Raw genomic sequence first — 21,858 nt, forward strand, 5'->3', positions numbered from 1 at the left:
CGGTCGATCGAAGCCGGCGCGTTCGCGCCTGCTCCGGTCGCCTGAAACGCACGGCGATCGGCCGCACCGGACCTGGCACGGATGCCCGCCGCCGAACGCCACCGGCCGCGTGGCCGGGTCGTCGATGCGACGAGCGGGCGATCATAACGCAGCCTGCCCTCCGGTACCAAGACCATCGCCTCTAACCCAGCCGGCGGCCCCGCCGGCTGACCGGCCCCGCTCAGGTGCGCGCGAGCGCGTCGGGATTGACGAGGTTCGTGCGCAGCGTCCCGGCCAGCGCGCCGACCAGGTTTTCCGCGGCGCAGCGCGCCATCGCATGGCGCGTCTCGTGCGTCGCCGAGCCGATATGCGGCAGCGCGACGACATTGCTCATCCGCAGCAGCGGCGAATCCGCCGGCAACGGCTCCTTCTCGAACACGTCGAGCCCCGCGCCGCGGATCGTGCCCGCGCGCAGCGCGTCGACCAGTGCGGCCTCGTCGACCACCTGCCCGCGCGATGCGTTGATCAGGATCGCGCCGCGCTTCATCTTCGCGAATTCGGCCGCGCCGATCAGGTGACGCGTTTCCGGCGACAACGGCACTTGCAGGCACACGAAATCCGACTGCGCGAGCAGTTCGTCGAGCGTCACGCGGCGGGCGCCGTACTGCGTCTCGGCTTCGGCGTGCGCGGAACGGTTCGTGTACAGCACCTGCATCCGGAAGCCGAGCGCCGCGCGGCGCGCGACCGCGCCGCCGATCCGCCCGAGCCCGACGATGCCGAGCGTCTTGCCCTGCACGTCGGTGCCGTACAGATCGGGGCCGATGCTGCGATGCCAGTGGCCGGCCTTCACCCATTCCGCCAGTTCGACCACGCGCCGCGCGGACGCGAGGATCAGCGAGAACACGGTATCGGCGGTCGATTCCGTCAGCACGTCGGGCGTATGCGCGAGCACGATGCCACGCCGAGTGAGATCCGCGACGTCGAAGTTGTCGTAGCCGACCGAGATCGTCGACCAGGCCTTCAGCCGCGGTGCGCGATCGAGCATCTGCGGCGTGACCTTCAGGCTCGCGCCGATCGCGCCGTCCGCGTCGCCGAGGGCATCGGCGAGCGCGTCGGCGCCGTCGGCCTGCACGACTTCCGCATGCTCGCGCAGGTACGCGAGCACGTCATCGGGTAGCGGCTTGTACGCGACGATACGAGGCTTCATCGTTTTCATTTTCCTTGCAGCGGCGTCGCGAGCGGGTGCGCATCGCGCGCCTGGGGTTTGACGGACAGCGTGAGGATCACCGCGGCCACGAGCGCGGCGCTCATGAACGCATACGATGCGACGGGCGACCCGGTCGCCCCGTTCAGGTAGCCGACGAAATACGAGCCGACGAACGAGCCGAGCGCGCCCATGCTGTTGATCAGCGCCATTGCGCCGCCGGCGACGTTCTTCGGCAGCAGTTCCGGGACGATCGCGAAAAACGGGCCGTACGGCGCGTACATCGCGGCGCCCGCGACGACCAGCAGCGCATACGAGATCCAGAAATGCGACGAGCCGAGCGCATACGACGCGGCGAACGCGGCCGCGCCGACCAGCAGGAACGGCCACACGAAGCCGCGACGCGAACCGACCTTGTCGGACGCCCACGACGCGACCAGCATCGCGATCGTCGCCGCGAGGTACGGCAGCGCCGACAGCCATCCGGTCGCGACCATGCCGAGCTCGGAGCCGTTCTTGACGATCGACGGCAGCCACAGCACGAAGCCGTACACGCCGATGCTCCAGCAGAAGTATTGCGCGCACAGCTTGATCACCGCTGGCGAACGGAATGCCTCGCCGTAGTTGCGCACGGGCTTGATCGCTGCCTGTTCGGCCGCGAGCGCGGCATCGAGGTCGCTCTTTTCCTGCGCGTTGAGCCACGGCGAATCGGCTGGCTTGTCCTGCACGAGGAACCACCAGCACACGGCCCAGATGATGGCCGGCACGCCTTCGGCGATGAACATGTGGCGCCAGCCGAATTCGTGCACGAGATAGCCTGACACGATCGACATCCACAGCACGGTGACCGGATTGCCGAGGATCAGGAACGTGTTCGCGCGCGAGCGTTCGTTCTTCGTGAACCAGTTGCTGATATAGATGAGCATCGCCGGCATCACGGCCGCTTCGACCACGCCGAGCATGAAGCGGATCGCCATCAGCGACGGGATGTTGGTGACGACGCCCGTGAGCGCGGCGCACGCGCCCCACAGGACGAGGCTGGCGAACACGAGCTTCTTGACGCTGCGGCGCTCCGCATAGATTGCGCCCGGAATCTGGAAGAAGAAGTAGCCGAGGAAGAACAGCGCGCCGATCAGCGACGACAGGCCCTTGCTGATCCCGAGGTCCTGGTTGATGCCGGCCGCTGCCGCGAACCCGTAGTTTGCGCGGTCGAGATAAGCGAGGCTGTAGGTGATGAAGACGATCGGCATGATCGTCCACCAGCGTCGTGCTGCGAGATTGGCTGCCATCAGTGTGTCTCCTGTGTCGACGGGAGTTGGCGCTTTAGCGCCTACTCCCGTCCCATGCCGCTGTTGGCAGGAGTTAGCGCTTCAGCGCTTACTCCTCCCCTGCGGCGGTCGACGGGAGTTGGCGCTTTAGCGCCTACTCCCGTCCCATGCCGCTGTTGGCAGGAGTTGGCGCTTCAGCGCTTACTCCTGCCCTGCGGCGGTCGACGGAAGTTCGCGCTTTAGCGCCTACTCCCGTCCCATGCCGCTGTTGGCAAGAGTTGGCGCTTCAGCGCTTACTCCTGCCCTGCGGCGGTCGACGGGCGCTGGCGCTTTAGCGCCCACTCCCGTCCCGTCCTTTCGGGAATCGACCGGTGTCGGCGCATCGGCGCCTGCTCCGGCCTCATGCAAAACCGTGCACGAAGCACGAAATGGGTCCGCGGATTGTGCCGTGTCCGGCCTCTCATTGCGCGGTGACGCTTTCCTCTAAGCGATCGGCGCGATTGCTGACGTTTTCGAGCCGATCGAGTGCCTCGCGGGTCGGCAAGCCTTCCGAATCGCCGATCACCTGGATCGCGAGCGCTCCGATGCGGTTGCCGCGCGCGACCGCGTGCTCGACGGACCGGCCTTCCAGCAGCGCGCTGACCACGCCGACCGCGAAGCCGTCGCCGGCGCCGACCGTGTCGACCACGTTCGCGACGCGCTCGCCCGCGACCACGCCCTCGCGGCCGTCGGCCGTGCGGAAGTACGCACCCTCGGCGCCCAGCTTGATCACTACGCCGCGCGCACCCTGTGCCAGGTAGAAGCCCGCGATATCGGCCGGCGTGTCGTGCCCGGTGAGCTGCTGCCCTTCGGCGAGGCCCGGCAGCACCCAGTCGGCGAGCGTCGCGAGCGCGTTCAGCGTCTTCGCCATCACGTCGGCGGACGGCCACAGCGTCGGGCGCAGGTTCGGATCGAACGAGATCGTCTTGCCGGCCGCACGCATCTCGCGCGCCAGCTGGAAAGCGAGTTCGCAGGACGTCGCGGAGATCGCCGGCGCGACGCCCGTCAAGTGCAGGTGACGCGCGCCGAGTACGTAGTCGGCCACGTAGTCGTCGCACGACAGGTGGCTCGCGGCCGAGCCCTTGCGGAAATATTCGACGGTCGGGTCGCTGCCGTCGTCATTGCGCGACTTCAGCTGAAAACCGGTCGGATAGCGCGGATCGACGGTCACGCACGATGCGTCGATGCCTTCGCGCGCAAGCGTGTCGAGCACATAACCGCCGAACGAATCACGGCCCACCCGGCTCATCCAGCCGACCCGGAAGCCAAGCCGCGACAGGCCGATCGCGACGTTCAGGTCCGCGCCCGCGATCCGCTTCGTGAATTGCGCCGCGTGCGCGAGGTGGCCGGGTTCGGCGGCGACGAACATCGCCATCGCTTCACCGTAGGTCACGACATCGAGTACTGCCTTCATGAATGAATTCCTCCGTATCCTTCCTGCGTCACGCGGCGGCGAGCCACGCCACGCGCCGGCCGGCATCGCCCGCCAGGTCATTGGCATCGAATGGGAATTCGATGCCGCGCGGCGCCGCTTGCGGCAGGGCCGCGAGCACGCCCGTGACGAGCGTGTCGCCCGGCGCCGGCGCCACCGCGAAACGGCGTGCGCCCTCGCCAGCGACAGCCTTGCAATGAATGTATTCCACATGCGGCGCGAGCGCGTGCGCGCACGCGAGCGGCGCTTCGCCCGGCCACTGCCAGTTGCCGATATCGAACGTCATGCCGAGCGCATCGGGCATGCCCGCTTCGGTCAAAGCGGCGAACAGCCCGCTGAATTGAGCGAGCGTGCCACCCACCGGCAGTTGGCCGTTCTCGACCACCACGCGGGCACGCGCGCCGCGCGACAGCGCGACGATCTCGGACGCATGCGCGTCGCCGGCGAAACCGCCGAGCTGGAACTTGACGAAGCGCGCCCCGAGCGCGTCGGCTTCCATGAGCGTGTCGCGCAATGCGTCGGCATCGAGCGCCCCGGTTTCCGTGTACAACGTGGCCGGCGTCGAATAGACCGACCAGAGCCCGTGCGTGGCGAGTGCCGTGCCGAGCGCGGCCAGCGCGCCGGGCGTCGCATCGTCGTCCGATACGAACAGCTCGCGCCGTACCTCGAAGCCGGTCGCCCCGGATGCGGCCGCGGTCGCGATGAATGCACGGTGGCCCTCCTGACGCACGCGGTCCATCCCGAATGCGCTCGCCACGATCACGATGTCTGCCATTTCTGCCCTTTTTTCACTTGAATGGAACCGGTTCCATTTGCTTGAGACGGATGGTGCGCTTCGCGTCCGGTGCACGCCATAGAGGAAATCCCTAGGACGGGCCGCCGCCCGCCTGGGCATGCGCATCCGGCGTTCCGGGACCCGCGTCGGCGCCTATTTCTCGTCGTGCGTGATGCACATGTCGAGGAACTGGGCAGCCACGCGCGACGGCGCGGCGCCGTGCGGCACGAGGATCGAGAAATGGCGCGTGAGCGGCGCGGGAGCCAGCGAGCGCGGCACGAGCGCCGCGTCCTCGTGGCGCAGCGACATCGCGGAGACGAATCCGACGCCCATCCCCGCGCGCACGGCCTCCTTCACGGCCTCGACGCCCGCAATCTCGAACGCGACGCGCATCGGCGCGCCGCCATGCGCGAACGCGCGTTCGACGAGCTGGCGCACGCCGGAACCCTCCTCGCGCAACACGAGCGGATGCGCGGCGAGTGCGTCGAGCGTGACGCCGGCTTCGTACTCCGGCGCGGCGAGCGGATGTCCGGCCGGCACGACCGCGACGATCTCGTCCTCGTGCCACGCATGCACGGCGGTGCCGGGCGGCAGCGCCTCGCCGGGCGGCCCTTCGATCATCGCGACGTCGAGCGACGCCAGCGCCGCAACCACGTCGGCCGTATTGCCGCTCATCGTGTGAATCGCCACCCGCGGCACGCGCGGCTGGAACGCCGCGATCAGGTACGGCAGCAGGTAGCTGGCGGGCGTCGTGCTCGCGCCGATCCGCAGCGTGCCGGCCTCGAGCCCGCGCACGGCGTCGCGAAACGCGCGCGCCTGCGCGAACGTGTCGCGCTGCGCCTTGGCATACTGCGCGAGCTGCTCGCCGACCGGCGTCAGGCGGATGCCGCGGCCCTCGCGCTGGTACAGCGGCTCGCCGAACTCGTCCTGCAGCAGGCGCAGCTGGCCCGACACGGCCGGCTGCGACAGATGCAGCGCCAGCGCAGCGCGGCTGATGTTCAGGTGTTCGGCGACGGCCGCGAACGTTATCAGTTGATCCGGGGTCATGGGAATTAATTATCGGCTTTCCGGATAGTTTACGTCACAAATCACAATTTCTCATATCGATATAACCAATTTAGGATTAGGCCATCGCAACCTGTTTCATCACGGTGCCCCATGTCCACTGCTCCGACTCCCCATCTCAACCACGCCGCTCCGTCGACGCGCGGCCAGTTGAACGGCGTTCTGTTCGTCGCGCTGTTCGCCGCCGCCGTCACCAGCCTGTCGCAACTTCCGGCGATCGCCGGGCTCGGCCTGTCACCGCTGATCGTCGGCATCGTCGCAGGCGCGCTGTACGGCAACGCCCTGCGTGACGGCATGCCCGCGAGCTGGGCGGCCGGCGTCAACTTTTCAGCGCGCAAGCTGCTGCGCATCGCGGTCGCGTTCTTCGGCCTGCGCGTGAGCCTGCAGGAGATCGCGCAGGTCGGCCTGCCGGGCCTGACGGTGTCGGTGCTGGTCGTCGTGAGCACGCTCGCGATCGGCACCTGGGTCGGCATGAAGGTGATGAAGCTCGATCGCGACGCGGCGCTCCTGACCGCCGCCGGCAGCGCGATCTGCGGCGCGGCCGCCGTGCTCGCGTTCGAGTCGACGCTGCAGTCGAAGCCGCATCAGAGCGCGATGGCCGTGGGCAGCGTGGTGCTGTTCGGCACGCTGTCGATGTTCCTCTACCCGCTCGCATATCACGCCGGCCTGCTCAATCTCGACCCGACCGGCCTCGGCCTGTTCTTCGGCGGCACGATCCACGAGGTCGCGCAGGTGGTCGGCGCGGCGAGCGACATCAGCCCGCAGGTCGCGCACGTCGCGACGATCGTGAAGATGACCCGCGTGATGCTGCTGGTGCCGGTGCTGCTCACGCTCGGCTGGTGGCTCGCCCGCTCCGCACGCTCGGCCGGTGCGCGCGCCGACGGCGCGCAAGGCAAGCGCAAGGTGGCGGTGCCGTGGTTCGCGCTCGGCTTCCTCGGCTTCGTGATCGTCAATTCGCTGAACGTACTGCCCGCCGACGTCACGCACACGCTGAACGTGCTCGACACCTTCGCGCTGACGATGGCGATGACCGCGCTCGGCATCGAGACCCGCGTGTCGCAGATCCGCGAGGCCGGCCCGCGGGCCCTGACCACCGGCCTGATCCTGTACGTCTGGCTGATCGCCGGCGGCTACGGGATCACCTGGGCCGTGCAGCACTGGCTTGGCTGAGCCGCGCATCCGTGCCGCAACACGCGCCGCGCCCGACGGGAAGGTCCCGCGGGCGCGGCGCAGTGCTATGCTTCGCGTCGTTTTCCTTCGTCCTCTTCATCACCCTCTTTCAGCCGTGCTCTCGTTCCTGCTGAAGCTGCGCACTCGCGCCCAGACGCTGTTCCGCCTGTCGGACGCCCATACGATGCTGATCTGGTCGGCCATCGTCGGCGTCGGCGGCGCCTTCGCCACCATCGCGTTTCGCGAAGGCATCGACCTGATGCAGCGCCTGATCTCCGGACACAGCGGCAGCTTCGTGCAGATGGCGAGAAGCCTGCCGTGGTACGTGCGGTTCTGGATGCCGGCCGCGGGCGGCTTCCTGGCCGGCTGCGTGCTGCTGCTCGCGACGCGCGGCGTCCGGAAATCCGGCAACACCGACTACATGGAAGCCGTCGCGCTCGGCGACGGCGTCGTGCCGGTGCGGCAGAGCCTGTGGCGCAGCGTGTCGTCGCTGCTGACGATCGGCAGCGGCGGCTCGATCGGCCGCGAAGGCCCGATGGTGCAGCTCGCGGCGCTCACCGCGTCGCTGGTCGGCCGCTTCGTGCACTTCGACCCGCCGCGCCTGCGGCTGCTCGTCGCGTGCGGCGCGGCAGCCGGCATCACGTCCGCGTACAACGCGCCGATCGCCGGCGCGTTCTTCGTGTCCGAAATCGTACTGGGCACGATCGCGATGGAGAGCTTCGGGCCGATGGTCGTCGCATCCGTCGTCGCGAACATCGTGATGCGGGAATTCGCCGGCTACCGGCCGCCATACGAGATGCCGGTGTTTCCGGCCGTGACGGGCCCCGAGGTGCTGCTGTTCGTCGTGCTCGGCGCGCTGTGCGGCGTGCTCGCGCCGCAGTTCCTGCACCTGCTCGATGCATCGAAGAACCAGTTCAAGCGGCTGCCTGTGCCACTGCCGGTGCGGCTCGCGCTCGGCGGCCTCGTGGTCGGCGTGATCTCGGTGTGGATTCCGGACGTGTGGGGCAACGGCTATAGCGTCGTGAACCAGATCCTGCATTCGCCGTGGACCTGGCAGGCGCTCGTCGCGGTGCTGGTGTTCAAGGTGATCGCGACCGCCGCGACGGCCGGCTCGGGCGCGGTCGGCGGCGTGTTCACGCCGACGCTGTTCGTCGGGGCCGTGTTCGGCTCGCTGTTCGGGCTCGCGATGAACGCGCTGTGGCCCGGCCACACGTCCGCGTATTTCGCGTATGCGATGGTCGGAATGGGGGCGTTCATGGCCGGCGCCACGCAGGCGCCGCTGATGGCGATCCTGATGATCTTCGAGATGACGCTGAGTTACCAGGTCGTGCTGCCGCTGCTGGTGTCATGCGTGTTCGCGTATTTCGTCGCGCGTGCGACCGGCACGACGTCGATGTACGAGATCACGCTGCGCCACCACCAGGACGCGCAGGAACGGCTGCGGCTGCGCACCACCCAGATGCGCGAGCTGATCCAGCCCGCGCAGACGGTCGTGCCGCTCACCGCGAGCGTTGCCGACATGACGCGCGTGTTTCTCGAGTATCCGGTGAAGTACCTGTACGTGACCGACGACGCCGGGCGCTTCCGCGGCGCGGTCGCATTGAAGGACATCACGTCCGACCTGCTCGACAAGCGCGACACGACCGACAAGACGGCCGCGCACTACGCGCATACGCCGTTTCCGCTGCTCACGCCCGACATGCCGCTCGCGACCGCGCTCGAACGCTTCATGACGTTCCAGGGCGAACGGCTGCCGGTGATTGAAAGCGAGGCCGAGCCGACGCTCGCCGGTGTCGTCTACAAGACATCGCTGCTCGACGCGTATCGGCGAATGACCGGCGAGCGCTGACAGATACGGGGTGCGGCGCGCGATACGGCGCGCCGCATCCTCGCTCGCGGCGCCGTCGGCGCCGACCGACTGCCGGATCGTTCAGTCCGGCGCGCGCCCCAGCACGACCCGTGCGAAAAACCCCGCGAGCACCGATTCGGCCACGTCGCCCGACACGTGCTGCGGATCGGCCGTATAGTACGACTGCACGCCGTCGCACAGGCACATCAGCCCGAACGCGAGCGTCTCGGCCGGCAGCAGCAGCGGCGTACCCGCGCGCTCGGCGAAGCGCTGGATGAATTCGGCCATCTGCAGCCGCTTGCCATGCAGGAACTGGTTGAAGCGCACGCGAAACTTCGCGTCGCGCGCCGCCTGCAGCTTCGCCTCGCCCCACAGCAGCGAATATTCGTCGTCGCGAAACAGCGTGCGGTAGTACGCGAGCGCCATCGACTCCATCTGCTCGCGCGGGCCGCCTACCTCGAAGATCGCCTCGAAATCGGCCCGCACCGAATCATGGTCGCGCTCGAGCAGTTCGAGCAGCAGTTCCGACTTGCTGCGGAAATTCGAATAAAACGCGCCGCGCGTATAGCCGGCCGCCGCCGCGATGTCCTCGACGCTCGCGGCGACATAGCCTTTCTTCAGAAAAATCCGATGCGCGGCATTCAGCAGACGTTCGCGCGTCTGGTCCCTGCTCTGCTCGCGAGTTAAGCGCTGTGGTTTCATGGCGCGCAGTCTAGCACCAACTCCCTTTCGGATTCATCTTTGCATTCAGATACAGGTGTGTATTAGAATCCGCCACAGTTTCCGAACGACCTTGTTCGGCTGTGTTCGTGGGCGCCGGGCCGGCGCCACTCGGGGCAAGCGCCCGCCGCGCTTGCCGGCTTCGTTCTGCTCTCACCTCATCTGGGGGTTTCGTGAATCGCTCCGGTTCCCGCGCCGTGCTGCTGATCGGCACCGCGCTCGTCCTCGCCGCCTGCCACCCGAAGGAAGCCGCGCCGCCGGCGCCGCGCCCGGTCGTCGCGCTGCCTGCGCACGCCGACGGCGCCGCGGCTGCCGCCACGCTGCCCGGCGAGATCCAGCCGCGTTACGCGACGCCGCTATCGTTCCGCATCACGGGCAAGATCGTCGAACGCAAGGTGCGGCTCGGCGATACGGTCAAGGCCGGCCAGGTCGTCGCGCTGCTCGATCCGTCCGACGTCGAGAAGAACGCCGCGAGCGCGCAGGCGCAGCTCGATGCCGCATCGCACAGCCTCGCGTTCGCGAAGCAGCAGCTCGACCGCGATCGCGCGCAAGCGCGCGAGAACCTGATCGCGACCGCGCAGCTCGAACAGACCCAGAACAGCTACACGTCGGCGCTCGCGCAGCGCGACCAGGCGCAGCAGCAACTCGCGCTCGCGAAGAACCAGCTCCGCTATGCGACGCTCGTCGCCGATCACGCGGGCACCATCACCGCCGAACAGGCCGACACCGGCCAGAACGTTTCCGCCGGCCAGGCCGTCTACCAGCTCGCGTGGTCGGGCGACGTCGATGTCGTCAGCGACGTGCCCGAAGCCGCGCTCGCATCGCTCACGCCCGGCCACGCGGCGAGCGTCACGCTGCCGTCGCTGCCGGGCCGGCAGTTCGCCGCGAAGGTTCGCGAAATCGCGCCGGCCGCCGATCCGCAAAGCCGCACTTACCGCGTGAAGCTCACGCTCGCCGCCCCCGATCCGGCCGTGCGCCTCGGAATGACCGCAAACGTCGCGTTCGACGGCGCGCCGGCTGCCGGCAACGCGCCGAGCATCACGCTGCCCGCGACCGCGCTGTTCCACGACGGCCCGCATCCGGCCGTGTGGGTCGTGCGCACGAAGGACGACACGCTCGAACTGCGTCGCGTCGACGTCGCGCGCTTCAACGAACGCACCGTCACCGTGTCGAGCGGGCTGCAGCCTGGCGAGCGCGTCGTGCTGCAAGGCGTGCATACGGTCAGCGCGGGCGAGAAGGTGCGGCCGATCGCACCGCTGCATCCGGAGGACTTCGCGTCATGAGCGGCCCCCGCGAAGAAGGTCGGTTCAACCTGTCGGCATGGGCGCTGCGCCACCAGGCGCTGGTCGTCTACCTGATCGCGCTCGCGACGCTCGCGGGCATCCTCGCGTACACGCGGCTCGCACAATCCGAAGACCCGCCGTTCACGTTCCGCGTGATGGTGATCCGCACGTTCTGGCCCGGCGCGAGCGCGCGGCAGGTTCAGGAACAGGTCACCGACCGGATCGGCCGCAAGCTGCAGGAAACGCCGGCCATCGACTTCCTGCGCAGCTATTCGCGGCCCGGCGAATCGCTGATTTTCTTCACGATGAAGGACTCGGCGCCCGTGAAGGACGTGCCCGAGACCTGGTACCAGATCCGCAAGAAGGTCGGCGACATCGGCTATACGCTGCCGCCAGGCGTACAGGGCCCGTTCTTCAACGACGAGTTCGGCGACGTCTACACCAACATCTGGACGCTCGAAGGCGACGGCTTCACGCCCGCGCAACTCCACGACTATGCGGACCAACTGCGCACGGTGCTGCTGCGCGTGCCGGGCGTCGGCAAGGTCGACTACTTCGGCGACCCCGACCAGCGGATCTTCATCGAGGCCGACAACACGCAGCTCACGCGTCTCGGCATCTCGCCGCAGCAGCTCGGGCAGGCGATCAACGCGCAGAACGACATCTCGTCTGCCGGCGTGCTCACGACCGCCGACGATCGCGTGTTCGTGCGGCCGAGCGGCCAGTTCGACAACGTCGCCGCGATCGCCGACACGCTGATCCGCATCAACGGCCGCACGTTCCGGCTCGGCGATCTCGCCACCGTGAAGCGCGGCTACGACGATCCGCCCGTCACGCAGATGCGCGCGAAAGGCCATGCCGTGCTCGGCATCGGCGTGACGATGCAGCCGGGCGGCGACGTGATCCGGCTCGGCAAGGCGCTCGACGCCCAATCGAAGGACCTGCAGGCGCAACTGCCGGCCGGCCTCAAGCTGACGCTGGTGTCGAGCATGCCGCATGCGGTGGCGCATTCGGTCGACGACTTCCTCGAAGCGGTTGCCGAAGCCGTTGCGATCGTGCTGGTCGTGAGCCTCGTGTCGCTCGGCCTGCGCACCGGGATGGTCGTCGTGATCTCGATCCCGGTCGTGCTCGCGGTGACCGCACTCTTCATGTACCTGTTCGACATCGGGCTGCACAAGGTGTCGCTCGGCACGCTCGTGCTCGCGCTCGGGCTGCTCGTCGACGACGCGATCATCGCCGTCGAGATGATGGCCGTGAAGCTCGAACAGGGCTACAGCCGTGCGCGCGCCGCCGCGTTCGCGTACACGAGCACCGCGTTCCCGATGCTGACCGGCACGCTCGTCACGGTGTCGGGCTTCCTGCCGATCGCGCTCGCGAAATCGAGCACCGGGGAGTACACGCGCTCGATCTTCGAGGTGTCGGCGATCGCGCTGATCGCGTCGTGGTTCGCGGCCGTCGTGCTGATTCCGCTGCTCGGCTATCACCTGCTGCCCGAACGCAAGAAGCACGCGCACGAAGCTCACCTGCCGGACGATCACGAGCACGACATCTACGACACGCGCTTCTACACGCGCTTGCGCGGCTGGATCGACTGGTGCATCGAGCGCCGCTTCGTCGTGCTGCTGATCACCGGCGCGCTCTTCGTCGTCGCGCTGATGGGTTTCTCGCTCGTGCCGCAGCAGTTCTTCCCGAGCTCCGATCGCCCCGAGCTGCTGGTCGACCTGCGGCTGCCCGAGGGTGCGTCGTTCGCGGCGACGCTGCGCGAGACCGAACGCCTCGAAAAGGTGCTCGACAAGCGGCCCGAGATCGACCATTCGGTGAATTTCGTCGGCAGCGGCGCGCCGCGCTTCTACCTGCCGCTCGACCAGCAGCTGCAGTTGCCGAACTTCGCGCAGTTCGTCGTCACCGCGAAATCGGTCAAGGATCGCGAGAAGCTCGCCACCTGGCTCGAAACCACGCTGCGCGACCAGTTCCCGGCCGTGCGCTGGCGCCTGTCGCGGCTCGAGAACGGGCCGCCAGTCGGCTACCCCGTGCAGTTCCGCGTGAGCGGCGACGACATCGCGACAGTACGCTCGATCGCCGAGAAGGTCGCGGCGACGATGCGCGGCGACGCACGCACGGTGAACGTGCAGTTCGACTGGGATGAGCCGGCCGAGCGCTCGGTGCGCTTCGAGCTCGACCAGAAGAAGGCGCGCGAGCTGAACGTCACGTCGCAGGACGTGTCGAGCTTCCTCGCGATGACGCTGTCCGGCACGACCGTCACGCAGTATCGCGAACGCGACAAGCTGATCGCGGTCGACCTGCGTGCGCCGCGCCCCGATCGCGTCGACCCCGCGAAGCTCGCGGGCCTGGCGATGCCGACGCCGAACGGCCCCGTGCCGCTCGGCTCGCTCGGCCGCTTCACGCCCACGCTCGAATACGGCGTGGTGTGGGAACGCGATCGCCAGCCGACCATTACCGTGCAGTCCGACGTACGCGCCGGCGCGCAAGGCATCGACGTCACGCATGCGATCGACGGCAAGCTGAATGCGTTGCGCGCGCAACTGCCGGTCGGCTACCAGATCAACATCGGCGGATCGGTCGAGGAAAGCGCGAAGGCGCAGGCGTCGATCAACGCGCAGATGCCGCTGATGGCGATCGCGGTGTTCACGTTGCTGATGATCCAGCTGCAGAGCTTCTCGCGCGTGCTGATGGTCGTGCTGACCGCACCGCTCGGGCTGATCGGCGTGGTCGGCACGCTGCTGCTGTTCGGCCAGCCGTTCGGCTTCGTCGCGATGCTGGGCGTGATCGCGATGTTCGGGATCATCATGCGCAACTCGGTGATTCTCGTCGATCAGATCGAGCAGGACATCGCGGCCGGCCACGGACGCTTCGACGCGATCGTCGGTGCGACCGTGCGGCGCTTCCGTCCGATCACGCTCACGGCCGCGGCCGCCGTGCTCGCACTCATTCCGCTGTTGCGCTCGAACTTCTTCGGGCCGATGGCGACCGCGCTGATGGGCGGGATCACGAGCGCGACCGTGCTGACCCTGTTCTACCTGCCCGCGCTGTACGCCGCGTGGTTCCGGGTGAAGCGCGACGAACGCGACCCGCGCGACGGCCCGCCGCCAGGCGGCAGCGCACCGGCCGCGCCGTCGGGAGCCTGACCATGGATGGATCGATGAACCTGAAAACGAAAGCCATGCGTGCGTTTGCCGTGGCGAGCCTCGCCGGCCCGCTCGCGGGCTGCGCGTGGTTCGCGCCGAGCGGCGAGCCGCCCGCGATGCCGTCGCCCGCGCACTACGGCACCGTGCCGCAAGTGCAGCAGACCGTCGCCGCGCAAGGCGTCGCGCAACAGTTCGAAGTCGGCGCGCAGCCCGTGCCCGACTGGTGGAAGCAGTACCGCTCCGAGGCGCTGAACGCGCTCGTCGACGAAGGCCTGCGCAACAGCCCGACGCTCAGCGCGGCGTCGCATTCGCTGGATGCCGCGCGCGAGCAGCTGCGCGGACAGATCGGCAGCTCGATGCTGCCGTCGATCGACGCGGGCGGCCAGGCCACGCGCCAGCGCGCGCTCGGCGTGCCGATCCCCGCGCTCGGCGCGCCGACGCTGCTGTACGACACGTTCGTCGGGCAACTGCAGGCGAGCTACACGATCGACCTGTTCGGCGCGGCGCGCTTCGCGAACCGCGCGCTCGCGAAACGCGTCGACGTCAGCGCGTTCCAGCTCGAATCGGCGCGCCGGGCACTCGCCGCAAACATCGTCACGGCGTCGATCACGGTGTCGGTGCTCAATGCGCAGATCGCGACGACCGAACGTCTCGTCGCGCTCGCGAACGACCAGGCCCACGACGCGCAACGCCGCTACGCGCTCGGCTCGGCGTCGCACAGCGACGCGCTGAGCGCGCAGCAAAGCGCGGACACCTTCGCCGCGAGCCTGCCCGCGCTGCGCCAGCAGCGCGACTCGGCGCGCCATGCGCTGGCGGTGCTGGTCGGCCGCACGCCCGACCGGCCGCCCGCCGACCTCACGCTCGCCGACCTGAACCTGCCCGCGCAGGTGCCCGTGGTCGTGCCGTCGGACCTGCTGCAAAGTCGCCCCGACATCCAGGCCGCCGACGCGGGGCTGAAGGCGGCCGCCGCCGAAGTCGGCGTCGCGACCGCGCAGCTGTTCCCGCAGCTGTCGCTGTCGGCGGCCATGGGCAAAGGCGGCTTCAGCTGGCCGACGATGCTGTCGGGTGCCGGCGCGATCTGGAACGTCGGCGCGTCGCTGAGCCAGCCGCTGTTCCACGGTGGCGCGCTGCTCGCGCAGCGGCGTGCGGCGAAGGCGACCTACGAGGCCGCGGTCGACCAGTACAGGCAGACCGTGCTGAGCGCGTTCCAGAACGTCGCCGATTCGCTCGCCGCGCTCGAGCACGATGCGGAGGCGCTTGATGCGTCGTCGCGGGCCGCGCTGTCCGCACGCGGCGCGTACGACGACGCGGCCGCCCGCGTGCGGCTCGGCGCGTTGCCGCCATCGGCCGCGCGCGCGAGCGAGCTGCAGTACCGCAACGCGCGGCTCGACGAAATTCGCGCGACCGGCGCACGGCTCGCGGATACCGCGCGGCTCTATCAGGCAATGGGCACGCCGCCGGTCGAACCGACCGGCAACGCAGCGACGGCCGGGAACGTCGACACGGCAGGCCGCGCCGGCAACGAGGGCCAAGGCGCCCTCGCCGCCCAGGCACGCGCGGCCACGCCCGACGCGCCGCCGTCACCGCCGTCGCCACAATAGCGCGCCCCTTGCCCGGGACGCACGGCGCGCGGGACCACCCCGCGCGCCGATCCGCGATCTTCCGCTTGACCCTCACGTAGCGTAACGTTCGAGACTCCAGCGTGCGCACCGAACGGAGGACACCATGCGGCTGAAAGTGGGAGAACTGGCGAAACGCAGCGGCCTGACCGTCCGCACGCTTCATCACTATCACGCGATCGGCCTCCTGAAGCCTTCGGCGCGTGCCGACAACGGCTACCGGCTGTACGACCGCGACGACATCGCCCGGCTCCACCAGATCCAGGCCCTGCGTCGCTTCGGACTGTCGCTCGCCGAAATCGGCGACTACCTGAACCAGCCCGGCACCCCGCTCGTCGAGATCGTCGCGAAGCAGATCGCGTTGCTCGACCACCAGCTCGCGCAGGCCGCGCAGCTGCGCGAGCGGCTCGTGCACCTGCACGCGCAACTCGCCGCGGGCACCGAGCCGGAACTGGCCGATTGGCTCACCACACTGGAGTTGATGACCGTGTACGACAAATACTTTTCCGAGGAAGAACTCGCGCGCCTGCCGATGTACCGCAAGAGCCAGGCGGGCGACGCCGAATGGATCGCGCTCGTCGCCGACGTGCGCGCGCTGCACGACGCGGGCGTGCCGCCCGAGGACGAGCGCGTCCGTGCACTCGCCGGCCGCTGGATGACAATGCTCGTGCGCGACACGAACAACGATCCGCGGCTGCTCGCGAAACTGAACCTGATGCACGAGCGCGAACCGGCGATGCAGTCGAAGATCGGCATTTCGACCGCGCTGCGCGACTATGTGCTGCGCGCGACCGCCGAAACGAAGATGCGGATCTTCGAGAAGTATCTCGCGCCGGACGAGATCCGCTTCATGCGGGCACACTACGGCGCACGCGCGATGGAATGGCCGCAACTGATGGGCGACGTGCGCGACGCGATCGATGCGGGCGCAAGGCCCGATTCGCCGGAAGGCCGCGCACTCGCGCAACGCTGGCTCGACCTGTTCCGCAGCTATGCGGGCAACGACCCGGCCACGCACGCGAAATTCCGGGATGCGATGATGACCGAGCCGGCGCTGACGAAGGATTCGTGGGTCGACGACACGCTGCTCGCTTTCATCCGCGAGGCAATGGCCCAGTTGGCGCCGGCGCGTTGATGGCGTAGCGCCCGCGGGCGGTGCATGTCGATTTCATGCGCTGCCCGCGCGAGCGGTCCGGCTCTCGCTCACCGGTCGCGTACCCTGAGCCCGAGCGCCTTCATCCGCCGGTACAGCGTGCGCTCGCTCATCCCGACGTGCTCGGCTAGCTGCTTGCGCGTACCGTCGAACGTGCCCGCAATCCGCACGAGTTCCGCATCCGACACGCCGCGCGTGTCCGCCGCATGCGCGTGCGGTGTGGCCGACGCCGCGACCAGTTCGGCCGGCAGATGTTCGACGCGGATCGTCCCGTCGTCCGCGAACAGGCATGCACGTTCCAGCACGTTGCGCAGCTCGCGGATATTGCCCGGCCATGCATACGCGTCGAGGCACGCACGCGCCTGCTCGCTCAGCACGAACGGCCGGGCCGCGAACGGTCGCGCGCTCGCATCGCCCGCGCCGGCACGCGCGTTCGCGATGCGCCGCAGGATCGATTCGGCCAGCAGCGCGACGTCGCCGCGCCGCTCGCGCAGCGGCGGCAGCGGAATCGGAAACGCGTTGATCCGGTAGTAGAGATCTTGCCGGAACCGGCCATCGTCGATCATCTCGCGCAGCGGCTTGTGCGTCGCCGCGACGAGCCGGAAATCCGCGCGCAGCGCCTCGACACCGCCGACGCGCCGGAACGTCCCCGACTCGATCAGCCGCAGCAGCTTCACCTGCATCGGCAGCGGCACGTCGCCGATCTCGTCGAGAAACAGCGTGCCGCCCTGCGCGGTCTCGACGAGGCCCGGCTTGCGCTGGTTGGCGCCGGTAAACGCCCCCTTCTCGTAGCCGAACAGTTCGCTCTCGAACAGCGTTTCGGCGATACCCGAACAGTCGACGACCACGAACGGCCCCATCGCACGTTCGCTCGCCTCGTGCAGCGCCCGCGCGAACAGCTCCTTGCCGGTACCCGATTCGCCGAGCAGCAGCACGGGCAGCATCGACGGCGCAACGCGCTGCAGTGCGCCGAGTGCCGCATTGAACGCATCGGCGCCGCCGACGAGCCCTTCCGCGCTCGGCTGCGCGGACGCGCTGCGCACCGTCGTCAGCCGCTCGACGTACGCGATCACGTCGCCGCGCGCGTCGAAGATCGGCCGCAACTCCACGTCGACGTGCTCGGGGCCGCGCGGCGTATGGTGAATGTGCAACACGCGGTTCAGGCTGCGCGACTCGAGTGCCTGCTTCATCGGGCAATGCTCGCCGGCCTGGTCGCACGGCACGTCGTAGTGATGCGAGACCTGGAAGCAGCGCCGGCCGACGTGCTCGACACCCGCCACGCCGAACTGGCGCCGGTACGCATCGTTCGCCGCGAGGATGCGGTAGTCGGGATCGACGACGATCATCGGCTGCGGGTCGTGCTCAAGATACGCGACGAGCGCACGCACGTCGGGCATGACGTCGCGCGACGGCGCGGGAACGATCGGAATGGTGTCGTGCGGATTCATGAGAACGCTCGTGAACGGATGGGCAGTCAGACTGACAGACCGACTGCCAATTCTGCCATAACACTGCCAAATATGGCAGTCGACATCAACGACGCCCCGCAGGCGGTGCTCGCGGCGCACCGCGATCAGGCCAGAAATCCGAGCCGAATCAAGTACCTGCCACATCGTCCGGCATCGCGGCGCGAGCTGGCATGCTTCTTGTGAATGTAATCCCCGATTGCCGATGCAGAACCCGATCGAGGACATCCCGTGAGCCATGCCCCCAAGCTGTCGGTCGAAGGTTTTTTCGACCCGGCGACCCATACCGTCAGCTACCTGTTGCTCGACACCGCGAGCCGCGCGTGCGCGCTGATCGACAGCGTGCTCGACTACGACCCGAAATCCGGCCGCACGCGCACCGCCAGCGCCGACCGGCTGATCGCCCGCGTCGCAGAACTCGGTGCGACCGTGCACTGGCTGCTGGAAACGCACGTGCACGCCGACCATCTGTCGGCCGCGCCGTACCTGAAGGCGCATGTCGGCGGGCAGATCGCGATCGGCTCGCACGTGTGCCGCGTGCAGCACGTGTTCGGCTCGCTGTTCAACGCCGGCCCGGGCTTCGCGCAGGACGGCAGCCAGTTCGATCGCCTGCTCGACGACGATGACACGCTTGCGCTCGGCGGGCTGACGATCCGCGCGCTGCACACGCCGGGCCACACGCCCGCGTGCCTGACCTACTGCATCGACGACGCGACGCAGCGTGCCGCGTTCGTCGGCGACACGCTGTTCATGCCCGACTACGGCACCGCCCGCTGCGATTTCCCGGGCGGCGACGCACGCACGCTGTACCGCTCGATCGCGCGCGTGCTCGCCCTGCCGCCCGACACGCGTCTGTACCTGTGCCACGACTACCAGCCGGGCGGCCGCGATGTGCAGTTCGTGACGACCGTGGCCGAGCAGCGCCGCGCGAACGTACACGTGAAGGACGGCGTGACCGAGGACGATTTTGTCGCCATGCGCACCGCGCGCGACGCGACGCTCGACATGCCCGTGCTGATGCTGCCGTCCGTGCAGGTCAACATGCGCGCCGGCCACCTGCCCGAGCCCGAAAACAATGGCGTGCGTTACCTGAAGATCCCGCTCGACGCGATCTGAGCCGCCGCCCCGACCGGAGACCCCCCGACATGACCATCCGCACGCTGACCGACCTGCTGTCGGTCTCGCCCCAGATCGCCGCGAACGACCTGCCCGCGCTCCGCGCGGCCGGCATCCGCACGATCGTCTGCAACCGCCCGGACGGCGAAGGCGCGGACCAGCCGACCGTCGACGAGATTCGCGCCGCCGCTGCGCCGCTCGGCATCGCCGTCCATTACCTTCCGGTCGATACCGGCAAGGTCACCGACGATCAGGCCAGGCAGTTCGACGCGCTCGTCGCGTCGCTCGCCGGCCCGGTACTCGCATACTGCCGCAGCGGCACGCGTTCGGCGACGCTGTGGGCGCTGTCGCAGGCCGACAGGCGTCCGGCCGGCGACATCGTCGCGATCGCCGCCGCGGCCGGTTATGACCTCGGCGCGCTCGCGCCGCGCCTCACACGAGGTGCCTCGCAAGGACTCGCGCAGGACGACCGCCAGGCCGCGCCAGCCATCGACGCGCGGCACGACATCGTGATCGTCGGCGCGGGTGCGGCCGGTGTCGCGGTCGCGTCGAGCCTGCTTGCGCGCGACGCATCGCTCGATATCGCGGTGATCGACCCGGCCGATACGCACTACTACCAGCCCGGCTGGACGATGGTCGGCGCGGGCGTGTTCCGGCCCGACACGACCGCGCGCCGGATCGTCGACCTGCTGCCGCGCGGCGTGAAATGGATCCAGGCCGCCGTCGCCGGCTTCGAGCCCGACGCGCACACGGTGGTGCTCGACGGTTGCCGGCGTATCGGCTACCGCAAGCTTGTTGTGTGCCCGGGGCTCAAGCTCGACTGGCACGCGATCGACGGCCTCGCGGAAACGCTCGGCCGCAACGGTGTCACGTCGAACTATCGCTACGACCTCGCGCCGTACACGTGGGAACTGGTGCAGGCGTTCCGCGGCGGCAACGCGCTGTTCACGCAGCCGCCGATGCCGATCAAGTGCGCCGGCGCGCCGCAGAAGGCGATGTACCTGTCGTGCGATCACTGGCGGCGCGCGGGCCGCCTGGGCGCCGCGAACGTCGAGTTCCTGAATGCGGGCGCCGCGCTGTTCGGGGTCGCCGACTACGTGCCCGCGCTGATGGAGTACGTGAAAAGCTACGACATCGCGCTGTCGTTCGGCCACAACCTCGTCGCGATCAACGGGCCCGCGCGGCGCGCGACGTTCCGGCGCACCTTGCCCGACGGCGGCACGGAAACCGTCGAACGCGCGTTCGACATGATCCACGTCGTGCCGCCGCAGAAGGCGCCCGATTTCGTGCGCGCGAGCCCGCTCGCCGATGCAGCCGGCTGGATCGACGTCGATCCGGCGACGCTGCGGCACAAGCAGTTCGCGGACATCTTCGCGCTCGGCGACGTCACCAACACGACCAACGCGAAGACCGCCGCGGCCGCGCGCAAGCAGGCGCCGGTCGTCGCGCACAATGTGCTCGCGTCTCTGGGCCGCGCGCACGGCGACGCCGCGTACGACGGCTACGGGTCGTGCCCGCTCACCGTCGAGCGCGGCAAGATCGTGCTCGCCGAATTCCTGTACGGCGGCAAGGTCGCGCCGACGTTCCCCGCGTGGCTGATCGACGGCCGGCGTCCGTCCCGGCTCGCGTGGCTGCTCAAGGAGCGCCTGCTGCCGCCGCTCTACTGGAAGGCGATGCTCAAGGGCCGCGAATGGCTCGCGAAGCCCGCGATCGCACGTTGACCGGAACCCGATGACACCATGCTGATTTCCCTCGTACTCGGCAGTCTCGTCGGCGCCGTGCTGGGCCTCACCGGCGCAGGCGGCGGCATTCTCGCGGTGCCCGCGCTCGTCGTCGGGATGGGCTGGCCGATGCAGCAGGCCACGCCCGTCGCGCTCGTCGCTGTCGCGGGCAGCGCCGCGCTCGGCGCGCTCGAAGGGTTTCGTCGCGGGCTCGTGCGCTATCGCGCGGCGCTGTTGATGGCCGTAGCGGGCGTGCCGCTCACGACGCTCGGCGTGAAGCTTGCGCACGTGCTGCCGCAACGCGTGCTGCTGGCGTTGTTCGCGCTGACGATGCTGATCGTCGCGGGCCGCCTGCTGCGGCAGGCACTGCGCCACGCGCCCGGCGACGCGGATGAGTCGCGGTTGTGCGTCGGCCGCGTGAATCCCGATACGGGCCGGCTCGTGTGGTCCTGGCCGGTCGGGCTCGCGCTTGCGTCGACCGGCGCGGTGACGGGGCTGATGACGGGCTTGCTCGGTGTCGGTGGCGGCTTCGTGATCGTGCCGATGCTGCGCAAGTTCACGAACGTGTCGATGCACGGCGTAGTCGCGACGTCGCTGATGGTGATCGCGCTGGTCGGCACCGGCGGCGTGCTCGCGACGCTCGTGTCGGGCACGCGCGCACCGCTCGACATGATGCTGTGGTTCACGGTCGCGACCGCGATTGGCATGGCGATCGGGCGCAATGCCTCCCGGCACCTGTCCGCGCGGCATGTGCAGGCCGGCTTCGCTGCCGTGCTCGTCTGCGTCGCGCTCGGGCTGCTCGCGAAGGCGGCGTTCGGCGCATAAGCCACCGCGGCGCACACCCCGAAGCAAA

At 69.0% G+C, this 21,858-nt stretch carries 16 protein-coding genes; 9 read left to right on the forward strand and 7 right to left on the reverse strand.

Translation table 11 applies throughout. From position 1 onward, the window contains the following. Positions 1-220: 220 nt before the first annotated feature. From BTE28158_RS08420 to BTE28158_RS08440, 5 genes are all read right to left on the reverse strand, one after another. Complete coding sequence (locus tag BTE28158_RS08420) at positions 221-1,186, reverse strand: 2-hydroxyacid dehydrogenase (RefSeq protein ID WP_151051657.1); 966 nt, start codon at positions 1,184-1,186, stop codon at positions 221-223. Between the two features lie 5 nt (positions 1,187-1,191). Beyond that, a complete protein-coding gene (locus BTE28158_RS08425; RefSeq protein ID WP_059606864.1) occupies positions 1,192-2,472 on the reverse strand; it encodes an MFS transporter in 1,281 nt (426 codons plus the stop codon). 439 nt (positions 2,473-2,911) lie between these two features. Next, positions 2,912-3,904, reverse strand: coding sequence for a sugar kinase (locus tag BTE28158_RS08430; RefSeq protein ID WP_151051655.1), 993 nt, complete (start codon positions 3,902-3,904; stop codon positions 2,912-2,914). Between the two features lie 28 nt (positions 3,905-3,932). Then, positions 3,933-4,697 (reverse strand): TIM barrel protein, encoded by a 765-nt coding sequence (locus BTE28158_RS08435; protein ID WP_151051653.1) that lies wholly within the window; start codon positions 4,695-4,697, stop codon positions 3,933-3,935. 153 nt (positions 4,698-4,850) lie between these two features. After that, complete coding sequence (locus BTE28158_RS08440; RefSeq protein WP_151051651.1) at positions 4,851-5,744, reverse strand: LysR family transcriptional regulator; 894 nt, start codon at positions 5,742-5,744, stop codon at positions 4,851-4,853. Positions 5,745-5,855: 111 nt separating this feature from the next. Here BTE28158_RS08440 and BTE28158_RS08445 point away from each other — a divergent pair, with 111 nt between their 5' ends. Together BTE28158_RS08445 and BTE28158_RS08450 are read left to right on the forward strand one after the other, a co-directional pair. Then, complete coding sequence (locus BTE28158_RS08445) at positions 5,856-6,932, forward strand: YeiH family protein (RefSeq protein ID WP_124629423.1); 1,077 nt, start codon at positions 5,856-5,858, stop codon at positions 6,930-6,932. 115 nt (positions 6,933-7,047) lie between these two features. Next, positions 7,048-8,781, forward strand: a complete 1,734-nt coding sequence (locus BTE28158_RS08450) for a ClcB-like voltage-gated chloride channel protein (RefSeq protein ID WP_203249521.1) — start codon at positions 7,048-7,050, stop codon at positions 8,779-8,781. Between the two features lie 81 nt (positions 8,782-8,862). Here BTE28158_RS08450 and BTE28158_RS08455 read toward each other — a convergent pair whose 3' ends face one another. Then, a complete protein-coding gene (locus BTE28158_RS08455) occupies positions 8,863-9,483 on the reverse strand; it encodes a TetR/AcrR family transcriptional regulator (protein WP_059606875.1) in 621 nt (206 codons plus the stop codon). A 191-nt stretch (positions 9,484-9,674) separates the two neighbouring features. On the opposite strand from BTE28158_RS08455, the gene BTE28158_RS08460 reads away from it, so the two are divergent. From BTE28158_RS08460 to BTE28158_RS08475, 4 genes are all read left to right on the forward strand, one after another. Then, positions 9,675-10,784, forward strand: a complete 1,110-nt coding sequence (locus BTE28158_RS08460; protein ID WP_174919801.1) for an efflux RND transporter periplasmic adaptor subunit — start codon at positions 9,675-9,677, stop codon at positions 10,782-10,784. Beyond that, the gene (locus BTE28158_RS08465) at positions 10,781-13,930 is read left to right on the forward strand and encodes an efflux RND transporter permease subunit (RefSeq protein ID WP_151052302.1); all 3,150 of its coding nucleotides are present in this window, start codon (positions 10,781-10,783) and stop codon (positions 13,928-13,930) included. The genes BTE28158_RS08460 and BTE28158_RS08465 overlap by 4 nt, the downstream gene beginning before the upstream one ends. A 2-nt stretch (positions 13,931-13,932) precedes the next feature. Next, positions 13,933-15,531 (forward strand): efflux transporter outer membrane subunit, encoded by a 1,599-nt coding sequence (locus BTE28158_RS08470; RefSeq protein WP_174919803.1) that lies wholly within the window; start codon positions 13,933-13,935, stop codon positions 15,529-15,531. A gap of 124 nt (positions 15,532-15,655) precedes the next feature. Next, positions 15,656-16,684, forward strand: a complete 1,029-nt coding sequence (locus BTE28158_RS08475) for a MerR family transcriptional regulator (protein ID WP_151051156.1) — start codon at positions 15,656-15,658, stop codon at positions 16,682-16,684. 68 nt (positions 16,685-16,752) lie between these two features. Here the strand turns inward: BTE28158_RS08475 and BTE28158_RS08480 are convergent, their stop codons facing one another. Beyond that, positions 16,753-18,150, reverse strand: a complete 1,398-nt coding sequence (locus BTE28158_RS08480; protein WP_151051158.1) for a sigma-54 interaction domain-containing protein — start codon at positions 18,148-18,150, stop codon at positions 16,753-16,755. 249 nt (positions 18,151-18,399) lie between these two features. Between BTE28158_RS08480 and BTE28158_RS08485 the strand changes: the two genes are divergently transcribed. Genes BTE28158_RS08485 through BTE28158_RS08495 form a run of 3 tightly spaced genes read left to right on the forward strand, consistent with a single transcriptional unit; the run spans position 18,400 to position 21,830 of the window. Beyond that, a complete protein-coding gene (locus BTE28158_RS08485; RefSeq protein WP_151051160.1) occupies positions 18,400-19,284 on the forward strand; it encodes an MBL fold metallo-hydrolase in 885 nt (294 codons plus the stop codon). A 29-nt stretch (positions 19,285-19,313) separates the two neighbouring features. Further along, complete coding sequence (locus tag BTE28158_RS08490) at positions 19,314-21,005, forward strand: bifunctional protein tyrosine phosphatase family protein/NAD(P)/FAD-dependent oxidoreductase (RefSeq protein ID WP_151051163.1); 1,692 nt, start codon at positions 19,314-19,316, stop codon at positions 21,003-21,005. 18 nt (positions 21,006-21,023) lie between these two features. Beyond that, on the forward strand, positions 21,024-21,830 hold the full coding sequence (locus BTE28158_RS08495; protein WP_124902393.1) for a sulfite exporter TauE/SafE family protein: 807 nt from the start codon (positions 21,024-21,026) through the stop codon (positions 21,828-21,830). Positions 21,831-21,858: the final 28 nt, after the last annotated feature.

The sequence above is a fragment of the Burkholderia diffusa genome (genome assembly GCF_902499115.1).
GTDB classification, from domain to species: domain Bacteria; phylum Pseudomonadota; class Gammaproteobacteria; order Burkholderiales; family Burkholderiaceae; genus Burkholderia; species Burkholderia diffusa.

Excerpts from the sequence above, each read along its gene's own strand:
- BTE28158_RS08420 (WP_151051657.1), bottom strand. The coding sequence starts at position 1,186 with ATGAAGCCTCGTATCGTCGCGTACAAGCCGCTACCCGATGACGTGCTC.
- BTE28158_RS08425 (WP_059606864.1), bottom strand. The coding sequence starts at position 2,472 with ATGGCAGCCAATCTCGCAGCACGACGCTGGTGGACGATCATGCCGATC.
- BTE28158_RS08430 (WP_151051655.1), bottom strand. The coding sequence starts at position 3,904 with ATGAAGGCAGTACTCGATGTCGTGACCTACGGTGAAGCGATGGCGATG.
- BTE28158_RS08435 (WP_151051653.1), bottom strand. The coding sequence starts at position 4,697 with ATGGCAGACATCGTGATCGTGGCGAGCGCATTCGGGATGGACCGCGTG.
- BTE28158_RS08440 (WP_151051651.1), bottom strand. The coding sequence starts at position 5,744 with ATGACCCCGGATCAACTGATAACGTTCGCGGCCGTCGCCGAACACCTG.
- BTE28158_RS08445 (WP_124629423.1), top strand. The coding sequence starts at position 5,856 with ATGTCCACTGCTCCGACTCCCCATCTCAACCACGCCGCTCCGTCGACG.
- BTE28158_RS08455 (WP_059606875.1), bottom strand. The coding sequence starts at position 9,483 with ATGAAACCACAGCGCTTAACTCGCGAGCAGAGCAGGGACCAGACGCGC.
- BTE28158_RS08465 (WP_151052302.1), top strand. The coding sequence starts at position 10,781 with ATGAGCGGCCCCCGCGAAGAAGGTCGGTTCAACCTGTCGGCATGGGCG.
- BTE28158_RS08470 (WP_174919803.1), top strand. The coding sequence starts at position 13,933 with ATGGATGGATCGATGAACCTGAAAACGAAAGCCATGCGTGCGTTTGCC.
- BTE28158_RS08475 (WP_151051156.1), top strand. The coding sequence starts at position 15,656 with ATGCGGCTGAAAGTGGGAGAACTGGCGAAACGCAGCGGCCTGACCGTC.
- BTE28158_RS08480 (WP_151051158.1), bottom strand. The coding sequence starts at position 18,150 with ATGAATCCGCACGACACCATTCCGATCGTTCCCGCGCCGTCGCGCGAC.
- BTE28158_RS08490 (WP_151051163.1), top strand. The coding sequence starts at position 19,314 with ATGACCATCCGCACGCTGACCGACCTGCTGTCGGTCTCGCCCCAGATC.
- BTE28158_RS08495 (WP_124902393.1), top strand. The coding sequence starts at position 21,024 with ATGCTGATTTCCCTCGTACTCGGCAGTCTCGTCGGCGCCGTGCTGGGC.